General features: G+C 68.4%; 17 protein-coding genes and 1 tRNA gene. 7 read left to right on the top strand and 11 right to left on the bottom strand.

Features of this window, described 5'->3' with window-relative positions:
* Positions 1–31 precede the first annotated feature (31 nt).
* Together HD593_RS04665 and HD593_RS04660 are read left to right on the top strand one after the other, a co-directional pair.
* Positions 32–277 carry a hypothetical protein gene (locus tag HD593_RS04665; RefSeq protein ID WP_185100882.1) on the top strand — a complete coding sequence of 82 codons (246 nt, stop codon included), beginning with the start codon at positions 32–34 and terminating at the stop codon, positions 275–277.
* Between the two features lie 11 nt (positions 278–288).
* Complete coding sequence (locus tag HD593_RS04660) at positions 289–696, top strand: hypothetical protein (RefSeq protein ID WP_185100881.1); 408 nt, start codon at positions 289–291, stop codon at positions 694–696.
* Between the two features lie 48 nt (positions 697–744).
* Here the strand turns inward: HD593_RS04660 and HD593_RS04655 are convergent, their stop codons facing one another.
* From HD593_RS04655 to HD593_RS04645, 3 genes are all read right to left on the bottom strand, one after another.
* Entirely contained in the window at positions 745–1917 is a 1173-nt protein-coding gene (locus tag HD593_RS04655; RefSeq protein WP_185100880.1) for a CU044_5270 family protein, read from the bottom strand.
* Positions 1914–2453 carry an RNA polymerase sigma factor gene (locus HD593_RS04650; RefSeq protein WP_312903350.1) on the bottom strand — a complete coding sequence of 180 codons (540 nt, stop codon included), beginning with the start codon at positions 2451–2453 and terminating at the stop codon, positions 1914–1916. Before HD593_RS04650 ends, HD593_RS04655 begins: the two co-directional genes overlap by 4 nt.
* A 237-nt stretch (positions 2454–2690) precedes the next feature.
* The gene (locus HD593_RS04645; RefSeq protein WP_185100879.1) at positions 2691–2972 is read right to left on the bottom strand and encodes a glutaredoxin domain-containing protein; all 282 of its coding nucleotides are present in this window, start codon (positions 2970–2972) and stop codon (positions 2691–2693) included.
* Between the two features lie 123 nt (positions 2973–3095).
* On the opposite strand from HD593_RS04645, the gene HD593_RS04640 reads away from it, so the two are divergent.
* Positions 3096–3172: transfer RNA gene (locus HD593_RS04640), tRNA-Pro, on the top strand.
* 66 nt (positions 3173–3238) lie between these two features.
* Here HD593_RS04640 and HD593_RS04635 read toward each other — a convergent pair.
* The 7 genes from HD593_RS04635 to HD593_RS04605 form a co-directional block, all read right to left on the bottom strand.
* Positions 3239–3964: a hypothetical protein gene (locus HD593_RS04635; protein ID WP_185100878.1), complete on the bottom strand. Its 726-nt coding sequence runs from the start codon at positions 3962–3964 to the stop codon at positions 3239–3241.
* Between the two features lie 36 nt (positions 3965–4000).
* Positions 4001–4957 carry a hypothetical protein gene (locus HD593_RS04630; RefSeq protein WP_185100877.1) on the bottom strand — a complete coding sequence of 319 codons (957 nt, stop codon included), beginning with the start codon at positions 4955–4957 and terminating at the stop codon, positions 4001–4003.
* A 190-nt stretch (positions 4958–5147) separates the two neighbouring features.
* A complete protein-coding gene (locus HD593_RS04625) occupies positions 5148–5891 on the bottom strand; it encodes an AfsR/SARP family transcriptional regulator (RefSeq protein ID WP_185100876.1) in 744 nt (247 codons plus the stop codon).
* Between the two features lie 147 nt (positions 5892–6038).
* A complete protein-coding gene (locus tag HD593_RS04620) occupies positions 6039–6746 on the bottom strand; it encodes a M15 family metallopeptidase (protein ID WP_221524611.1) in 708 nt (235 codons plus the stop codon).
* A gap of 22 nt (positions 6747–6768) precedes the next feature.
* Positions 6769–7113, bottom strand: coding sequence for a hypothetical protein (locus HD593_RS04615; RefSeq protein WP_185100875.1), 345 nt, complete (start codon positions 7111–7113; stop codon positions 6769–6771).
* A 27-nt stretch (positions 7114–7140) separates the two neighbouring features.
* Entirely contained in the window at positions 7141–9384 is a 2244-nt protein-coding gene (locus HD593_RS04610) for a glycoside hydrolase domain-containing protein (protein ID WP_246546285.1), read from the bottom strand.
* Positions 9385–10217: 833 nt separating this feature from the next.
* Positions 10218–10604, bottom strand: coding sequence for a nuclear transport factor 2 family protein (locus tag HD593_RS04605; RefSeq protein ID WP_185100874.1), 387 nt, complete (start codon positions 10602–10604; stop codon positions 10218–10220).
* 120 nt (positions 10605–10724) lie between these two features.
* On the opposite strand from HD593_RS04605, the gene HD593_RS04600 reads away from it, so the two are divergent.
* From HD593_RS04600 to HD593_RS04585, 4 genes are read left to right on the top strand one after another with little or no spacing between them, the layout of a single operon-like run.
* The gene (locus tag HD593_RS04600) at positions 10725–11357 is read left to right on the top strand and encodes a TetR/AcrR family transcriptional regulator (protein ID WP_185100873.1); all 633 of its coding nucleotides are present in this window, start codon (positions 10725–10727) and stop codon (positions 11355–11357) included.
* 50 nt (positions 11358–11407) lie between these two features.
* Positions 11408–11956, top strand: a complete 549-nt coding sequence (locus tag HD593_RS04595; RefSeq protein WP_185100872.1) for a PadR family transcriptional regulator — start codon at positions 11408–11410, stop codon at positions 11954–11956.
* A complete protein-coding gene (locus tag HD593_RS04590) occupies positions 11953–12693 on the top strand; it encodes an ABC transporter ATP-binding protein (RefSeq protein WP_185100871.1) in 741 nt (246 codons plus the stop codon). The genes HD593_RS04595 and HD593_RS04590 overlap by 4 nt, the downstream gene beginning before the upstream one ends.
* 5 nt (positions 12694–12698) lie before the next feature.
* Complete coding sequence (locus HD593_RS04585) at positions 12699–14489, top strand: ABC transporter permease (protein ID WP_185100870.1); 1791 nt, start codon at positions 12699–12701, stop codon at positions 14487–14489.
* A gap of 7 nt (positions 14490–14496) precedes the next feature.
* Here HD593_RS04585 and HD593_RS04580 read toward each other — a convergent pair whose 3' ends face one another.
* Positions 14497–14895: a Clp protease N-terminal domain-containing protein gene (locus tag HD593_RS04580; protein WP_185100869.1), complete on the bottom strand. Its 399-nt coding sequence runs from the start codon at positions 14893–14895 to the stop codon at positions 14497–14499.
* Positions 14896–14902: the final 7 nt, after the last annotated feature.

The raw sequence follows: 14902 nt of genomic DNA, 5'->3' as shown, positions 1-14902 counted from the left end.
GATGGTAGCCAAGGGATATAGTCTGCCGCGTGTGGTAGAACGAGACGACTACGCGGCCATCCGCGATCGGATCATCGGGCTCTCCCACCACCACGGCCTGCGCTGCGACTGGGCCGAGACGACCAGGCGCCAGCGGCTCCTGCTGCTGTGGGACGCCGAGGGCCGGGTCGCCGCCCGCGCGATCGTCCCGCTCTACCCCGGGGAGACACCGCACCTGGTGGACTCCCTCGAACGAGGGCTGGCACACCTGTTCGGCGAGGGCTGGCTGAAGGATTGACTGGAGTACCCATGACCGCAGACCGCGTCGACGTCCACGTCACCATGGCCGGCAACCTCTGGCTGGCCCAGGTGGACGGCGTGGCCGGCGGCATGTCCGCGCGCACGCTCAGGGAGCTGCACGCGGACGTGGCCGAGGGTCTCCCGTTCCTGTTCGGCGACCGGGACCGGCCGCCGTCGCCGGTCTTCCACTACACGCTGCCCGGCCTGTCCGAGCAGGATCTCGACGACTTCGCCGCCCTCCAGCGCCAGGCGGCCGCGATCGCCGAGGACTACACGCGGACGCTGAAGAAGCGGGTCAAGCACATGCACGAGCTGGGCCTGTCCGACGGCGACATCGGCGAGCTGCTCGGGCTGACCAAGCAGCGCATCCAGCAGATCCGTACGAACGCCAACGACGAGGCCCGCCAGAGCGGCTGACGCGCCAACCACGAGGCCCGCCAGAGCGACTGACGGGCCCCGGCGGCGTCAGGAGGCGGGCCGGTCGTCCGTCCAGCCGGCCTCGATCAGCGCGTTGGAGCTCCAGACAGTGCCCGGCTCGAAGCCCGCCTGCAGCCCGCCCGGCTTCACCACCACGTACTCGCTGGCCAGCGCCCGCCCGGTCGCCTCGTCGAAGACCAGCCGGTTCTCCGAGACGCCGCCCGCCTCGTAGTGCTCCACCACCGACACGGCGGTGCCCTGCCGCCCCTCGGCGTCGGTCACGTTCTGGGTGACCTTCACGTCGTCGAGCCCGGCCAGCATGCGGAACGCCGCCCCCCGCACCTCCGGCGTCACCGGCATGTCCATGATCAGCCCGACGCTGACCTTGAACAGCCACGTGTCCCCCGACATCTTCTCGCCGGTGGACTCGGTGCCGTGCCCCGCGTACGAGGCCATCAGCCACTTCTTCAGCTCGCCGGGGTCGCTCGGCAGCCCGCGCAGCTCCTTCATGGTCACGTTCCTGCCGAGCCAGAACACCTTGTCGCCGTCCACCAGCGGGGTGTGGCTGGTCGTGGCCTTCCCGTCGGACGTGGACAGCGCCATCGGCCCGTACTTCCCCTTTCCCCTGCCCTTGCCCGGGACGACGACCTCGATCTCGGACGGCGACCCGGCCCGCTCCCAAGCCTCCCGGTCCGCCTCGGTGGCGGGCTCGGCCCCGAGTTTCCGGCTGCGGGCCCACTGGTCGCCCCCGACTCCCTGGGGCGTCCACCCTTCGCTGCGGGCCCGGTCCATGACCAGGTAGCCGCCGGTCCGCGCGGCGTACAGGTGCCTGCTCACCGTCTCGCTCCGCCACCAGTCGCCGCTGCCCTCGGCCTGCCTGTCGGCCTTCTCAGCCGCGGCGAGCAGCACGTCCCGCGCCGACAGCCTCACCCGGGGCGCGTCCGTCCCCGCGCTCGCCGCCACCTGCCCGCCGTCGGGCGCCCGCGGCGGCGTGGGTGCCGCGCCGCTCCCCGACATGACCACCGCCACCGCCGTCACGGCGGCGGCGGCCGCCCCTGCCAGCCCCAGCCCCCACACGGGCCGGCTCCGCCGCCTCTTCACCTGCCCCTGCCTGGGCCGCGCCATGGCGCGGCCCAGCTCCACGGCCCTCGTCTGCTCGTCCACCGGCCGGTCGCCGAGGTGCGCGGGCCTGGCGGCCCGAAGCTCGTCGATGGGGTTCATGACCACTCCTCGCTGAGGTTCCGAACGTGCGGCCTGGACCGCTCGGGTACACGCCCTTCCGGCTCCGCCTCCATCGCCTGCTTGAGCCGCCTGCGCGCCCGATGCAGCCGTACGCGGTACGCCGCCGACGAGCAGCCGATGACCCTGGCGGCCTCCTTGGGGGTCAGCCCGTGCCAGGCGACGAGGACGAGGATCTCCCGGTCGTCCTCCTGCAACGCGGCCAGCGCGCGCAGCACCCCCATCCGCTCGGTCACCTGGTCGGCCACGTCCCCCTCGGTCCAGGCCCGCAGCTCGGCGGCCATCGCCTCCCGCCGCAGCTCCGCGCGCACGTTGTCACGCAGCACGTTCCTGGCGACCCCGAGCAGCCACGGCAGCGCCGGCTCGGGCACGTCGTCCAGCCGCCGCCAGGCGATGGCGAACGTCTCGCTCACCACCTCGTCCGCCACCTGCCGGCCCGCGCGGCTGACCACGTAGGCCCACACGCGTTGCCGGCATTCGTCGTACATGCCGGTGAACCGGTGCGCATCATCCGTCACCGCCCAGCCCCTTCGTTCGGGATGCTTCTGACACCAGGAAGTGGTCCGAGCCCTCCCGTTGTTACGCTCCACCTCGAAATTTCCGACCCGGCAAGGACCGATCCGCTTTGGGCCAGCAAAAGGCCACCTCTCGACCAGCCGCTCCACTAGCATCTGTAGCGGCAATGTCACGCCGGGTGATGGCGGCCGGGGCCTCCGTCGTCTGGGTCAACCGAACGGAGCAGGGCCCTGGCCGCCTTACTCGCCGGCCCCCTTCAGGAGGTGCGGCGCGTACGTCTTGACGGCGTCCAGGAGCTCGCGTCGCGACGGATTCACCATCGGCCTGCCCGCCACCGTCACGGTCGGCACGGTCTCGAAGCCGTTCGCCACCGACCGCACGAACGCGGCCGCGTCCGGGTCCTTCCAGATGTTGACCTTGCGGTGGCGGAGGCGGGTGAAAAGCAGGCTGAAGCGAAGTTTCATGCAGTACGTGCACATCGGCCGCCAGTAGAGGACGACCTCTTCACCGTGGTCTTCCATCGTTCCACCATCCCCTTCGCCGATCGCCCGTGCCGCAGGGGAGCGTACGCGACGAGTCCGGCTCCTCCTGTAGGGTGGTGGCCGATCGGAACGCCTTCAAGAGCCGGGGGCGACCGACGTGACCGGGACGTAGCGCAGCTTGGTAGCGCACTTGACTGGGGGTCAAGGGGTCGCAGGTTCAAATCCTGTCGTCCCGACCAGGTCCTGGCCGGTCGCCCGGGGTGCGGAGCTGCTCTGGCACCCCGGGCGTTCGGTTGCCTCGCGGCCTAGAACGCTGTTCTCTGGCTGCTGGGGAGGTACTCCCAGGCCTGCCCGGGGTAGCTCGGCTTTCCGTGAGCGCGGATGTAGGTCGCTTCGGACTGCCTGACCCCCGCCGTGTAGGCCGCATCGGTGCCTACGATGGTCCGCGCCAGGTTGCTGCCCCATCCGCAGAAGTGGGGATTACCCGAGTTGTCCCACCAGCCCGTGGTGATTTGCGCATCGAACAGGAACGTGGAAATCCGGTTCATGTCGACCGGGAACATTTTCGACCATCCGTACCGCACGGAGTTGGACGAAACGGTTCCCGCGATCGGGCGCCAGGTCAGATTCTGCTGTGCGCCCTCCGGCGAGGGGGCATCCCAGTAGTACTCTCCCGCGTAGTAGTGGGTGACGGCTTCCAGGGTGACCGCACCAGGGTTGCTGAGCCAGCTTCCGCACCAGACGTCGGCCGCCTGAATGCTCACGTCGCTGCGAGCGGCTCGCCGCTCCGAGTCGTTCAGTGGAAGGTCTTCCGGCGCGATCGGCTGCGGCGCGGGTGCCGGAGCGTTGAGGACTTCTTGCTCGGCCTTCCGCAGCTCCGGAGATACGAGCCTGGCGTTGTTGCTGAACTGGGGGTCTTCCGGGCGTGAGGTCTCAGCGCTGGCAGCGCCTGGAACGGCGATTCCCAAAAGCCCCGTTGCGGCGACGGAGACCACCGCGAGTCCATTGGCCAGGGGGCGGGAGATCTTCATGGGTGCACCTTTCTTGTGGCAACTGTATTCGGCGGACTAGGACGGGTTCTCACCCAGTACTTTCAGAGCGTTGCGGTATCGGGTTTGCTGAAGATTCCGGAGGCGCTCCAGCTGCTCTGTTCTCGCCGCGATGATGTTCCGCTGCGCCTCCGACCACGCGGCCTTCCTTGCGCCGCTGTAGTTCACCTGGAGCCGGCATTGCTCATCCGCTGTCGCGGTCTCCAGTTCCTCCTTCGTGGGCGGGGCAAGGTGTTTTCCGTCGGGGACCTCCCGCCGCCCCGCCCAGCGTGGGTCGTGCTCGGCATCCGAAGGCCGGCCGTAGCCGAAACCCTTCGCCTTCATGCACGAGCTCCAGCGCGCTGTCGACTCGGCGATCCGCTGATCCACACGTGATCCGTCGGACGAGACAGCCGCCTCGGCCGCGTCGTCCATCAGGACGTAGAGGTCCTTGTAGATGTGGGGCCTGGCAGGTACTTTTCCGTCAGGTCCGGGAGCCTGCCCGTTGAGCTTTCGCTGCGCTTCGCCGTCACATCCCTCCGGCGGGACCTGCTTCCCCTTGAAGGTTCTTACGCTGCCGATGTGCACGGCATCCTGCTCCGCCGGTATGGGGTATCCGCGGATGCCGTCACGGGCAGGAAGCCGATGGCGAAGCACCTGATCCTCCGTGCCGGTGTAACCGTTCACGCTCACGTCGAGGGCTCCGAGCCAGCCGAGATAATCGGCGTTGGCGGGATACCTCGCCGGGCTGGTGTCATGCTCAGGCATGTCGAAGCCGAATCTCGCCAGGCACTCGGCTATCAAGGCGTAGCGAGCGGTCTGGACCGTTGAGCGGCCTGCTGCGTCGAGGTCGTAATCATCGAGAGGCAGCCTGAGGTCTGCCTCCTCCCGCACAACCGGAACAGCCGAGCCCTGGTTTGCCGCCTCGGCCGGCGCCACATTGGGTTCAGAGTCTGAGCAAGCACCTGCCGATATCGTCGCCATGAGGAACAACATCGCTGCTCGCTGGAGCGCACGGAGACGCAAGAACTACTCCTCCTCTTCGACAGAATCCGCCATTGGAGGAAGGAGGACTCTTGCGTCTGGAATTCATGCCGGAACGTCGAGCTGCACCTCCCCACTAAAGGCCGGACTCTGTTCTGGTTCCAAGATGCCGGTGGGGTGTAAATTTTCGGTAATCGCGGCGCTATTCGCCTGTTGATGCAGCGTTCAGATAGTGGTTGAGCACGCGAGTATGCAGGTTGCGGAGGTCGGGGCCGGGGTCGACACCGAGGTCCTGCGCGAGGCAGCTCCTGATGCGGTCGAACTCGACCAGGGCCTCAGCCGGCTTGCCGACCTCGATCAGGGCGTTCATCAGGAGCTCGGCCGACTTCTCGTCGATGGGGCACAGAGCCAGGTTTCTGCGCAAATCCGGGATGGACCAGCGGGCCTGCCCGCACCCCAGCATGGCCTGCGTCCGCACCTGTTCAGCCAGGGTGGCGTATTCGTCCAGGTGGATCGATTCGGCGGTCAACGCATCGCCGGCGCACACGTCGGCCAGCACCGGGCCGTGCCGCATCGCCATGGCTTGTTCGGCCAGTTCTCGTGCCAGGTGCGGATTTCCTTCGGTCAGGGCCCTCCTAGCGGCCTCGACCAGAGAGAGGAAGCGATCCGCATCCAGTTCGTTCTCTTCCAGTTGCAGCTGATAGCCGGGGTCTCGAGTGGCGATCCTGCGATGGCCGTCGGGGAGCCAGCGACGAAGCTTCGTGATGGCGCCGCGCACGATGACGGCCGCGGTGGATGGTGGTTCGTCGTCCCACATGCTGTCGATGAACTGCTCTCTCGTCACGATCCTGCCGCGAGCGAGAAGCAGAATGGCCAGGGCGGAGCGGCAGTGGCGTGAGGTGATCCCGTGCCAGCGACCGCCCTTCCAGTACTCGACCGGTCCCAAGATCCTGAAGCGTGGAGTGCCCGCCGGTCCGGCCACCGATTCCTCTGCATGTGCGGATAACAAGGACATGCCTTTCTGACCCCGAACGTGTTGAACCACCGAGAGGTGGGCGCGGGCCGGACGGAATCCTCCAGCCCCGGCCTTCAGCTATCTGCGTCCCGCGCCCACGCCTGGCTTCTGATTCCAACCCTGAATCTTTTCTGCGACCCTCACCAAGCGGATGTCGCCAGGTGGAACGCCGATCTCGAAGTGCCCTTCCGCAGGAGCTCGATCGACGTCACCGCCCCACTGGACCACGCCCTCACATTCGTCCAGGATGTCGCGGATCACGGCCAGTTCCTGCGGGAAGAACCCGCCTCTCGACCCTGACGGATACCAACCGGGTTTGATGTCGATCGCAGTCCCGGAAGAATGATTGCTCTCCGCGGCCGACAGCCTCGTGTCACCGAGTGGTCTGTACCCGACCACGTCCCCGTCCTCCAGCGTGCCGATCTCGTAGTGGAAACGTGCGGCCACGTGGAGGAGTACCGTCGCCACCTCGCCGATCCGGAGTGTCACGTTCGCGCTGCTACCGCTGATCAGCCAGGCGGGAGCCCAGCTCAGATCCTCTTCCTGCTCCACCTTCCGGCCGGCGCGGTTCTCGCCGACGAGGACGGGCCACCCGTTCGCGCTGTACCGGACGGACGAGCGCCGCGACGAGTCCGTGGCCACGGCGCCTGCCGCAGACGCACTCGCCGGACTCGATACTGCCCAGGAAGCCGACGCCGCGCCTATCACGCCGATGGCGCCGCGAAAGAAGAATCGCCGGGATAATGCTGACGCCGAGGTGCCCTCGAGTTGATTCTGGAATTCCACACGGCCCTCCGGGGTGTGCCTGCTACCACCGAGCGCTGGATATCGCGATGATCGGAATCAGCTGGATCGCCGGGATCACGAGAATCAGGATCGTCGCGATGACGAAGTAGATCTTCATCGACGCCACGGAGCGTCTTGCGATCGGTATGTTGGGAAGGATCGCCATGGCCAGGAGAACAAGCCACGATCCCACGGTCATGGCGACGAAATACGAGAAGGAGTCACGGTTGTTCGTCGGTGGAAGTCCGACCAGCAGCGCATAGGTGAAGTCGATCGGAAAATAGGCGAAAATGCCGAGCAGCAGGTTGTAGACGACACCCAATGCAGTCCACGAAAGCCGCGCTGCCGATTTCCGATCCGTAGGCACCTGCGCTTCTCCGTTCCACGACCGTCGTCAGCTCAGGTTACGTGCGGGCGCATTGTACTTCTCGAACACCCGGTAGATCCCGAGCACTTCTACCCCGTACTGGTCGGCTTCGGTGCCGGTGCCGTTGTAGCGGGCGATGACTCGGCGCGTCAGATCATCACTGTCGGCCAGGCCAGGCCTGGCCACACCGATGTCGGCCGCGCCCCAGAAATGCAGGAGCGGGATTGTGCTGATGTTGTACTCGTTGTCGTTCTTGAGCTTTTTCCACACATCCCACATCACGTGCCAGTCCGAATCGTCCAGAACAGCTTCCTCCGTTATTCCTTGACGAGCGCAGTAGTTGCGCGCACTGATCGCACTGCCCGCTCGAATCTGCCCGATCCCCGTGCTCGAGTCCTCCTGAACAGGAATGGGGACCGTGGGTTCAGGGCCGACCTTCCCGGCCTCCTCCCAGGCCTCATAGGCGATCTTGTAGGTGTACCAGTTCGTGACCGCCGCCTCGGCCAAGGCATCATCGGGACCGGACATGCGCGTCTCGAAGAAGGCCGGCGCCTGAAGGAGTGCCTTGCGGATCCTGAAGGCCCGGGCCAGGCCGGTGAACAGCCCGTCGTGATTCAACAGTCTGTCGACGGTGTCGGCGTTACTGAGCTGCCACGGCCTCTCCGGATAGCCGATGCCTTCGAGATAGGCAGCGAGGTCGGCGATGAGGGCGCCTCGATTGGCGGCGTCGAACGCCACGTCCAGCTTCGGGCCGCCGGAGACCGCGTCGAACGTGTTCTGCCCGCTGTCCCGGCCCGAGGCGATGTTGTTGTCGATCTCTATCCGGCCGTCACCGCTGCCCACCGTTATCGTGGAGATCTGGTCGAAGGCCCAGTCCTCAGGCATGGGGAAGCCGAGATTGCCGCTGAACCCACTTGACATGTCGGAGACGAAGCTGGCCGTGGTCAAGCCCTCCCGTGCGACGCGGGAACAGACGTTCCTGGGCCCGTAGATGCCGATTTGATATTCACTGGCGTACTGTCCGAAGCGCGTTTTGATCGCGCGGAAGTGAGGGATGATGTTGCTCGTGACATCCGAGTCCAGGGCGTCGAAGTCGACAGCGAAGTAGATCCTGGTGCCCCGCTTGAAGCCGTAGCCGCGGGCAGCGTCAAGAGCGGCCAGTGCGTCGGCGGCACCTTGCGCAGGGTTGAAGTAGGTGACCGACCCACCATAGGTCTGGTAGATGGGGAAGACCCGTAAGCCTCCGCCGCTGATGACCGCGAGCTCTCCTGGCTGGATCTTCTTGTTGAGCGAGGTGTTGGGTACGTTCGTGAGGTAGCGGCCCACGATCGCATAGCCGGCCGCCTTGAGAGCCTGCGCCCGGGCCGTGGTGATCTCCGTCACGCAGTCACAGGCTGTTCCTCGCCGGGTGGTGTCACCATGGCTGACCACGAGCGAAGCCCACGTCTGATAATCTCCCCGGCCGGTGGTCGCGAGTTTCACGAACGACTGGAAGTCACGCACCTGCGTCTGCAACTCCGAGCCGAAGGAACTGCTGAAGGCCACTCCGTTCCTGCGATTGAAGATCATCGCGCCCGTGAAGAGCTGGACGAACACTCCTGCGGACCCGACGGCCACCTCGTTCGCTCGCAGACCGGCCTGCGTCATCGGGCCGAAGACGCCGTCCACCTGCGCTTCGGGGGTCCCGAACTCGTACTGCAGCGCTTTGAGCAACGCTTTCTGCACATCGCGCGAGAAGTGTCCGTCACACGGGATGATGAAGAAGTTGGGCCGGTGCGCGTAGCGGCCGTTCAGCCATTGCTGGACGCCGCGGACATCCCCGGCTCCGCCGGACACCGGTACATAAGCGTCCATGGTCAGGAGTGCCTTGAAGAGTTTGGGCACCATGGCGTCGCCGGCGAACAGGCCACCGACGCCTGCGTCCGCCTTCAGTTTCGAGACACCGGCGGAGACCCGATCATTGTATATTCCATCGATTTCTCCGCCGTCGTAGCCCTTGCAGTACAGCCCGGACTGGATGATGCGGACCAGATTCGCCGGGGCGCCGGTGCCGCGGTTTATCGACGGCCATTGCGCCGTGAGAGTCGCCATCGTGGTGGGTCCGAAGTTGTCGGACAGCGTGGTGATGCCCAGCTGGTGTTGCAGGCAGCGGGTCAGGGCGTACATCGTCGACCACCCGGTGATGCCGTCCTCAGCTACCTTGTTGATACCGGGAACGCTTCCATAGACCGAATTGATGAACCGCTGAGCGCGCAACACCATTTCGTCCATTGATACCCCTTCTCGTCGAGTCGCCGTCCGCACGGTCACGGAGAAGGCACCGTCCGGGCAGGCTCCGGCCACAGCCGAATCACCTCTCGTCGAGAGGCATGGTCACGGTGCAACAGTCCGAACGGGCGACTACGTCGACATTCTCGCCATTGCGCGGATCCGCAAAGGAGTTGCCCGGCCGGCCTGCGCGCCAGTCGTCGTGGCGGGGATTCCCGTAATGGCGGGTGCGACGACAGCCGCCCGAATCGAGCGGTAACGCTTGGTCATACCGAACCCTTCTGGCCGTGTGCAGAGAAGCGTGGGCGGAGTTGTCGGGACGCACTGACTGGCGCGTTTACTTCCGGCCGGGACGCTTGTGACCAGCATGCCTGAGGCGCGATTGTTGATCAAGATAGCGTTTTCCGGAACTTTGATTGCAGTCCCATAACAAGAGGAAGATTAGCTGACCAAATGTTCGGGACCGGGGATAGCGCCTGCCGTTTATCTCATCTGCGCATGTCAAACCGCCTGGGCAGCTCTCATGCCCAGCGCCGTCCTGAACTGCGGAGGGGGAACCAGAGGCCCTGCTGCCTTCGTTGTCGGACCAGCGACTGAAAGCCCTGACGATGTCGCTTCATTCGTCTCCGGGAGCGGGTGCGGCTGACCGAACGGCTCCTACCAGCAGCTCACCAGGGAGGACCTCAGGGACGAGGGCAACTACGCTCACTACGCGGCGGTCAGCGGCTACGCCGCCGGCACCTGCATCAGGTGGACGGGATCCATCAAGGCGATCTACGGCGGCGGCATCTACGGCACCACCACCACCCAGTGGAGATACTGCGACTAGCGCCTGTTCACCCGGCGAGCAACTCCTCGGGGCCGGCCTCGGGCGGGAACCCCGTGCCGGCCCCCCACATCTCCGCGAACCGGCCGTCCTCGATGCGGAAGATCTCGAACAGCATCGGCGGCGTATCGCCGTCCGGAACGGTGATGCCCTCGACGGTCGAGCGGACGGCGGCCTTGTCGCCGTCCACCAGGATGTCCTGGGCGACGACGCGGATCCCGGGATGCCGGGCGACGAGTACCTGCCAGGCCCTCTTCCCGGCCTCGAAGCCCGGGGTGCCGAGCGGATGGCTGTAGAAGCCGGGGGTGTGCAGGTCGGCGGCCTGGTCGAACTGGCGGCTGTTGAAGCACTCCTGCATCCGCTGCACCAGAGCGCTGACGTCCTCGCGGGTGGTCATCGGCGTGATCTCCTCAGGGCTGACGAATCGGGTCGAGGAGCGGCGCGGCGGTAAGCGGTGCGTCGCCCCGGTTAGGGACATGGTATGCGGTGCGGCGCCCCGGTTATGCTGATTTCCGACATGTCCAGCCAGCCACCTGACCTAGCCCGAGCGAACCCGTCCACAGCTCACGGGAGCGACAGAGAGCTGCGGGCCGACGCGCGCCGCAATCGCGAGCGGGTGCTGCGCACGGCGCAGCAGTTGTTCGCGGCGCAGGGTCTCGGCGTCTCGCTCGACGAGATCGCCCGCCGCGCGGGCGTCGGCCCCGGAACCGTCCACCGGCACTTCCCGACGAAGGAAGCGCTCTACCTCGCCGTCGCGACCGACCAGCTCTGGCAACTGGTGGCCAAGGCGGAGGAGCTCACCGCTACGGACGATCCCGCGGCCCTGTTCACGCTGCTGTCCGCGATGATGGCCGGCGGCGCCGAGAACGTGGCGGTGAAGAGCGCGCTGGTGGCCGCCGAGTTCGACCTGCGCACCGCCGCCCCGGACGTCGCGGCGGCTCTCACGGGCCAGGTGGCGGGCCTGCTGGAACGCGCCCACGCGGCCGGCACCGTGCGCCCCGACCTCACCGTCGAGGAGGTCATGGCCCTGGTCGCCGGCGCCTTCGCCGCCATCCGCCACGCCGGTGCGGAGACCAGCCGTACGCGCTCGGCCCACCTCGCCCAGCTCATCCTCGACGGTCTGCGCCCCTCCGCCGGCACCCCGAGTTGACAGCCCGTACGGCTAACCGCTAGCTCTTAGCTAACCGTTAGGGGGATGCCGTGCAAGACGCAGTGCTGGCGATGCTCGCCAAGGAGCCGTCCCACGGGTACGGCCTGCGCGCCCGGCTGCGCCAGAGCCTGGGCCCGCTGGGCGACTCGATGAACCCCGGCCAGATCTACGTGACCCTGTCCCGGCTGGAGAAGGCCGGGCTCGTCGTCTGCGAGCGCGCTGACGGCCTCCCCGAGCGGCCGGACCGCAAGGTCTACGCGCTGACCCCGGCCGGCCAGCAGCGGGTGGCCGCGTGGCTGGCCGAGGTGGGCTGGCCCAAGCCGGACCTGGCGGAGTTCCATCTCAAGCTGGTCGCGGCGGCCGCCGCCCGGCTCGCCGACCCGCTGGAGCTCGTCGCGGCGCAGCGCCGAGAGCTGCTGCGCCGCGTGCGCGAGGCGCAGCAGGCGATCCTGGCCGAGCCGGCGGGCTCGAAGGCCGTGCTGCTGCTGGAAGGGGTCGTGCTGCGGCTGCAGGCGGACCTGCGCTGGCTGGAAGCCTGCGAACGAGCCTGGTCCGGCGCCGGCGACCCGCGAGCCGACCGCAGAGTTGAGGGCGTGTGAACGAGCCGAATGCCGTGGTCCGGGTCCGCGACCTGGTGAAGGAGCACGGTCAAGGGGAGAGCCGGGTCCGGGCGGTCGACGAGGTCGATCTGGAGGTGCCCGAGGGGCAGATGCTGGCGGTGATGGGGCCGAGCGGCTGCGGGAAGTCGACCCTGCTGCACCTGCTCGGCGGCCTGGAGCGGCCGTCCCGCGGGGAGGTGTGGCTGGCCGGGCGGCGCATCGACGACCTGAGCGAGCGGGCTCTGGCACGCATGCGGCGCCGGTCCGTTGGGTTCATCTTCCAGGCGTTCCACCTGGTGGAGGAGCTGTCGGCGGCGGAGAACGTGGAGCTGCCCGCTCTGCTGGCCGGCCGTTCGCCGCGGCAGGCCAGGCGGCGGGCGGGCGTCCTGCTCGAACGGGTCGGGCTCACGGGCCGCGCCAGGCACCTGCCGTCCGAGCTGTCCGGCGGGCAGCGCCAGCGCGTCGCCATCGCCCGCGCGCTGGCCAACGAGCCGCGGGTGGTCCTGGCCGACGAGCCGACCGGCAACCTCGACAGCGCGGCCACCCTCGACGTGCTGAGGATCTTCGAGGAGCTGCGTTCCGCGGGTCAGACGCTGGTCATCGTGACGCACGACGAGCGGGTCGCGGCCACGTCGGATCGGCTGGTCTCGATGCGTGACGGGATGTTCGTCGACGACACGAGCCTGGCCGGCTCCCACCCGCGCGGGCTCGGCGGGCTGATCGGGCTGGAGGGCTGAGCGTCATGGGCTCCCTCGTGCTCGTCGTGCGCCTGGTGCTCGCCGACGTACGCCGGCATCGGGCCCAGGCCGCGATGCTCCTGCTCGCGGTGACCATCGCCACCGCCACGCTGGCCCTGGGCCTGTCCCTGAGCGGGACGAGCCGTACGCTGTACGAGCAGACCCGCGCGGCCACCGCGGGACCGGACGTGGTGGCGCTGTCCGGCGACACGGGCCCCGCCGTGACCTCGGCCCTGACCGAGCTGGCGGACGCTCCCGAGGTGGCCGGCCACCACGGCCCCTACCGCATCGTCTACGCCGACCTCACCACGCGCGGCTCCGTGACGTCCCCCGTGGTGGTGCACGGCTTCGCCGAGCAGCCCGGCGCGCTCAACCGGCCCCTGGTGACCTCGGGCCACTGGGTACGCTCGGGCGGCACCGTCCTCGAACGCGGCTTCGCCACCGCGCTGGGCATCGGCGTCGGCGACCAGGTCACCATCGCCGGCCAGCCGTACCCCGTCGTCGGGATCGCCGTCACCGCGGCCACCTCCATCTACCCATGGGCGGCCCAGATCGGCCCGGGCGGCGGCCCCAGCGACTACACCGGCCTGGCCTGGATGACCCGGCAGGACGCCCGCACGCTGGCCTCCTCCCACGATCTGCCGGTGACGACGGCCATGGACCTCAAGCTGCGCGACCCCGCCGCCACCGAGACCTTCCGCGACGCCCACCGCCACTCCGACGCCCGGATCAACTTCCACTCCTGGCAGTTCAAGGCCGAGCAGGACGCCGTCATCCTCAGGGGCACCCAGCCAATCCTGGTCCTCGGCAGCTGGCTGCTCAGCTTCCTGGCCATCACCGGCGTGGCGGCCCTGGCCACCGGCCGCGCCGTCCAGCAGACCCGGCGGGCCGGGCTGCTCAAGGCGGTCGGCGCCACCCCCGGTCTGATCGGCGCCGTCCTGCTCACGGAGTACCTGGCCGTGGCGCTGCTGGCCGACGTGCTGGGGCTGTTGATCGCGCGCCTGACCGCACCCGTCGTCGCCAGCCCCACCGCCAGCAGGATCGGCGACCTCGGCGGGCCGACCGGCCCCGTCATCGCCGCGACGACGCTCCTGGCCGTGGCGGTGGCGGTGCTGTCGGCACTGCGCCCCACCCTGCGGGCCCTGCGCACCGCGACCGTCACCGCGCTGGCCGACACCGCCCACCGCCCCCGCCGCCGCCCCTGGCTCACCGCGCTGTCCGCGCTGCTGCCCACGCCGTTCCTGCTCGGGCTGCGGCTGACCATCCGCCGTCCCGGGCGGGCCGTGCTGCAGGCGTGCTCCACCGCCACCACGCTGATCGCGCTCACCGGCCTGCTCTCCCTCTCCGTCCAGTCGTCGCGGGGCTACGGCCTGAACGGCTCCTCCGCCATTCCCAACCTGCGGGACGAGAACGCCGGCCACCTGCTGATCGCGGTCTCCGCCCTGCTGATCGCGCTGGCCGTCGTGAACACCATCACGTTCACCTGGACCACGGCGACGGAAGCCCGGCCGAGCCTGGCCGTCGCACGCGCCCTCGGCGCCACCCCCGGACAGGTCTCCGCGGGCCTGTCCATCGCCCAGCTCCTGCCCTGCCTGCCCGGCGCCGTCATCGGCATACCCCTGGGCATCGCGGTGTTCTCCGCCTTCAGCGCCAGGAACGCGGTCCTCGCGCCGTTCTCCACGATGCTCATCGCCGCACTCGCGACCCTCCTGGTGACGGTGGCGCTCACCGCCCTGCCCGCCCGCCTGGCCGCCCGCCGATCCGTGTCCCAGACCCTCAGCGCCGAGACCACCTGAGAACCCTTCACCCGTGCAGGACCTTGACGATCTGCTCCCGGGCCTGGTGCAGGCCGATGCCGAGGGTCGCCGTCCCACCCTCGTGGAGGAGGCCGAGCAGGAGGTGCTCGGTGCCGACGTACCGGTGCCCGAGCCCGGCCGCCTCCTGCCGGGCCAGCTCCGTGAGGCGTCCGAGCTCGGCGTGGACTGCCGGGGAGGGTGTGCGGGCGAGATCGACGCCCAGGCTGCCGAGCGTGGTGACGGCCACACCCTCACCCAGGCGTGCCAGGGCCGCCAGCAGGTGATCGCCGGTGACCCGATCAACGCCCTGAGCCCTGGCCTCCTGCCCGGCCAGGTCCAGGGCCCGCTGGGCGCGAGTCGTCAGCAGGCGCTCCAGGGGTTGACGACGGATCGTCCTCTTCAGCATGCGTCCT

This window comes from Nonomuraea rubra (assembly GCF_014207985.1).
Taxonomy (GTDB): domain Bacteria; phylum Actinomycetota; class Actinomycetes; order Streptosporangiales; family Streptosporangiaceae; genus Nonomuraea; species Nonomuraea rubra.
Note: the sequence above shows the minus strand (reverse complement) of the source record. Positions and strands in the feature narration are given on the sequence as shown.

Bases quoted from the DNA above. Each gene is read 5' to 3' on its own strand.
- HD593_RS04600 (WP_185100873.1), top strand. From the start codon at position 10,725: ATGTCCAGCCAGCCACCTGACCTAGCCCGAGCGAACCCGTCCACAGCT.
- HD593_RS04585 (WP_185100870.1), top strand. From the start codon at position 12,699: ATGGGCTCCCTCGTGCTCGTCGTGCGCCTGGTGCTCGCCGACGTACGC.
- HD593_RS04655 (WP_185100880.1), bottom strand. From the start codon at position 1,917: ATGAACCCCATCGACGAGCTTCGGGCCGCCAGGCCCGCGCACCTCGGC.
- HD593_RS04660 (WP_185100881.1), top strand. From the start codon at position 289: ATGACCGCAGACCGCGTCGACGTCCACGTCACCATGGCCGGCAACCTC.
- HD593_RS04605 (WP_185100874.1), bottom strand. From the start codon at position 10,604: ATGACCACCCGCGAGGACGTCAGCGCTCTGGTGCAGCGGATGCAGGAG.
- HD593_RS04635 (WP_185100878.1), bottom strand. From the start codon at position 3,964: ATGAAGATCTCCCGCCCCCTGGCCAATGGACTCGCGGTGGTCTCCGTC.
- HD593_RS04645 (WP_185100879.1), bottom strand. From the start codon at position 2,972: ATGGAAGACCACGGTGAAGAGGTCGTCCTCTACTGGCGGCCGATGTGC.
- HD593_RS04610 (WP_246546285.1), bottom strand. From the start codon at position 9,384: ATGGACGAAATGGTGTTGCGCGCTCAGCGGTTCATCAATTCGGTCTAT.
- HD593_RS04580 (WP_185100869.1), bottom strand. From the start codon at position 14,895: ATGCTGAAGAGGACGATCCGTCGTCAACCCCTGGAGCGCCTGCTGACG.
- HD593_RS04630 (WP_185100877.1), bottom strand. From the start codon at position 4,957: ATGTTGTTCCTCATGGCGACGATATCGGCAGGTGCTTGCTCAGACTCT.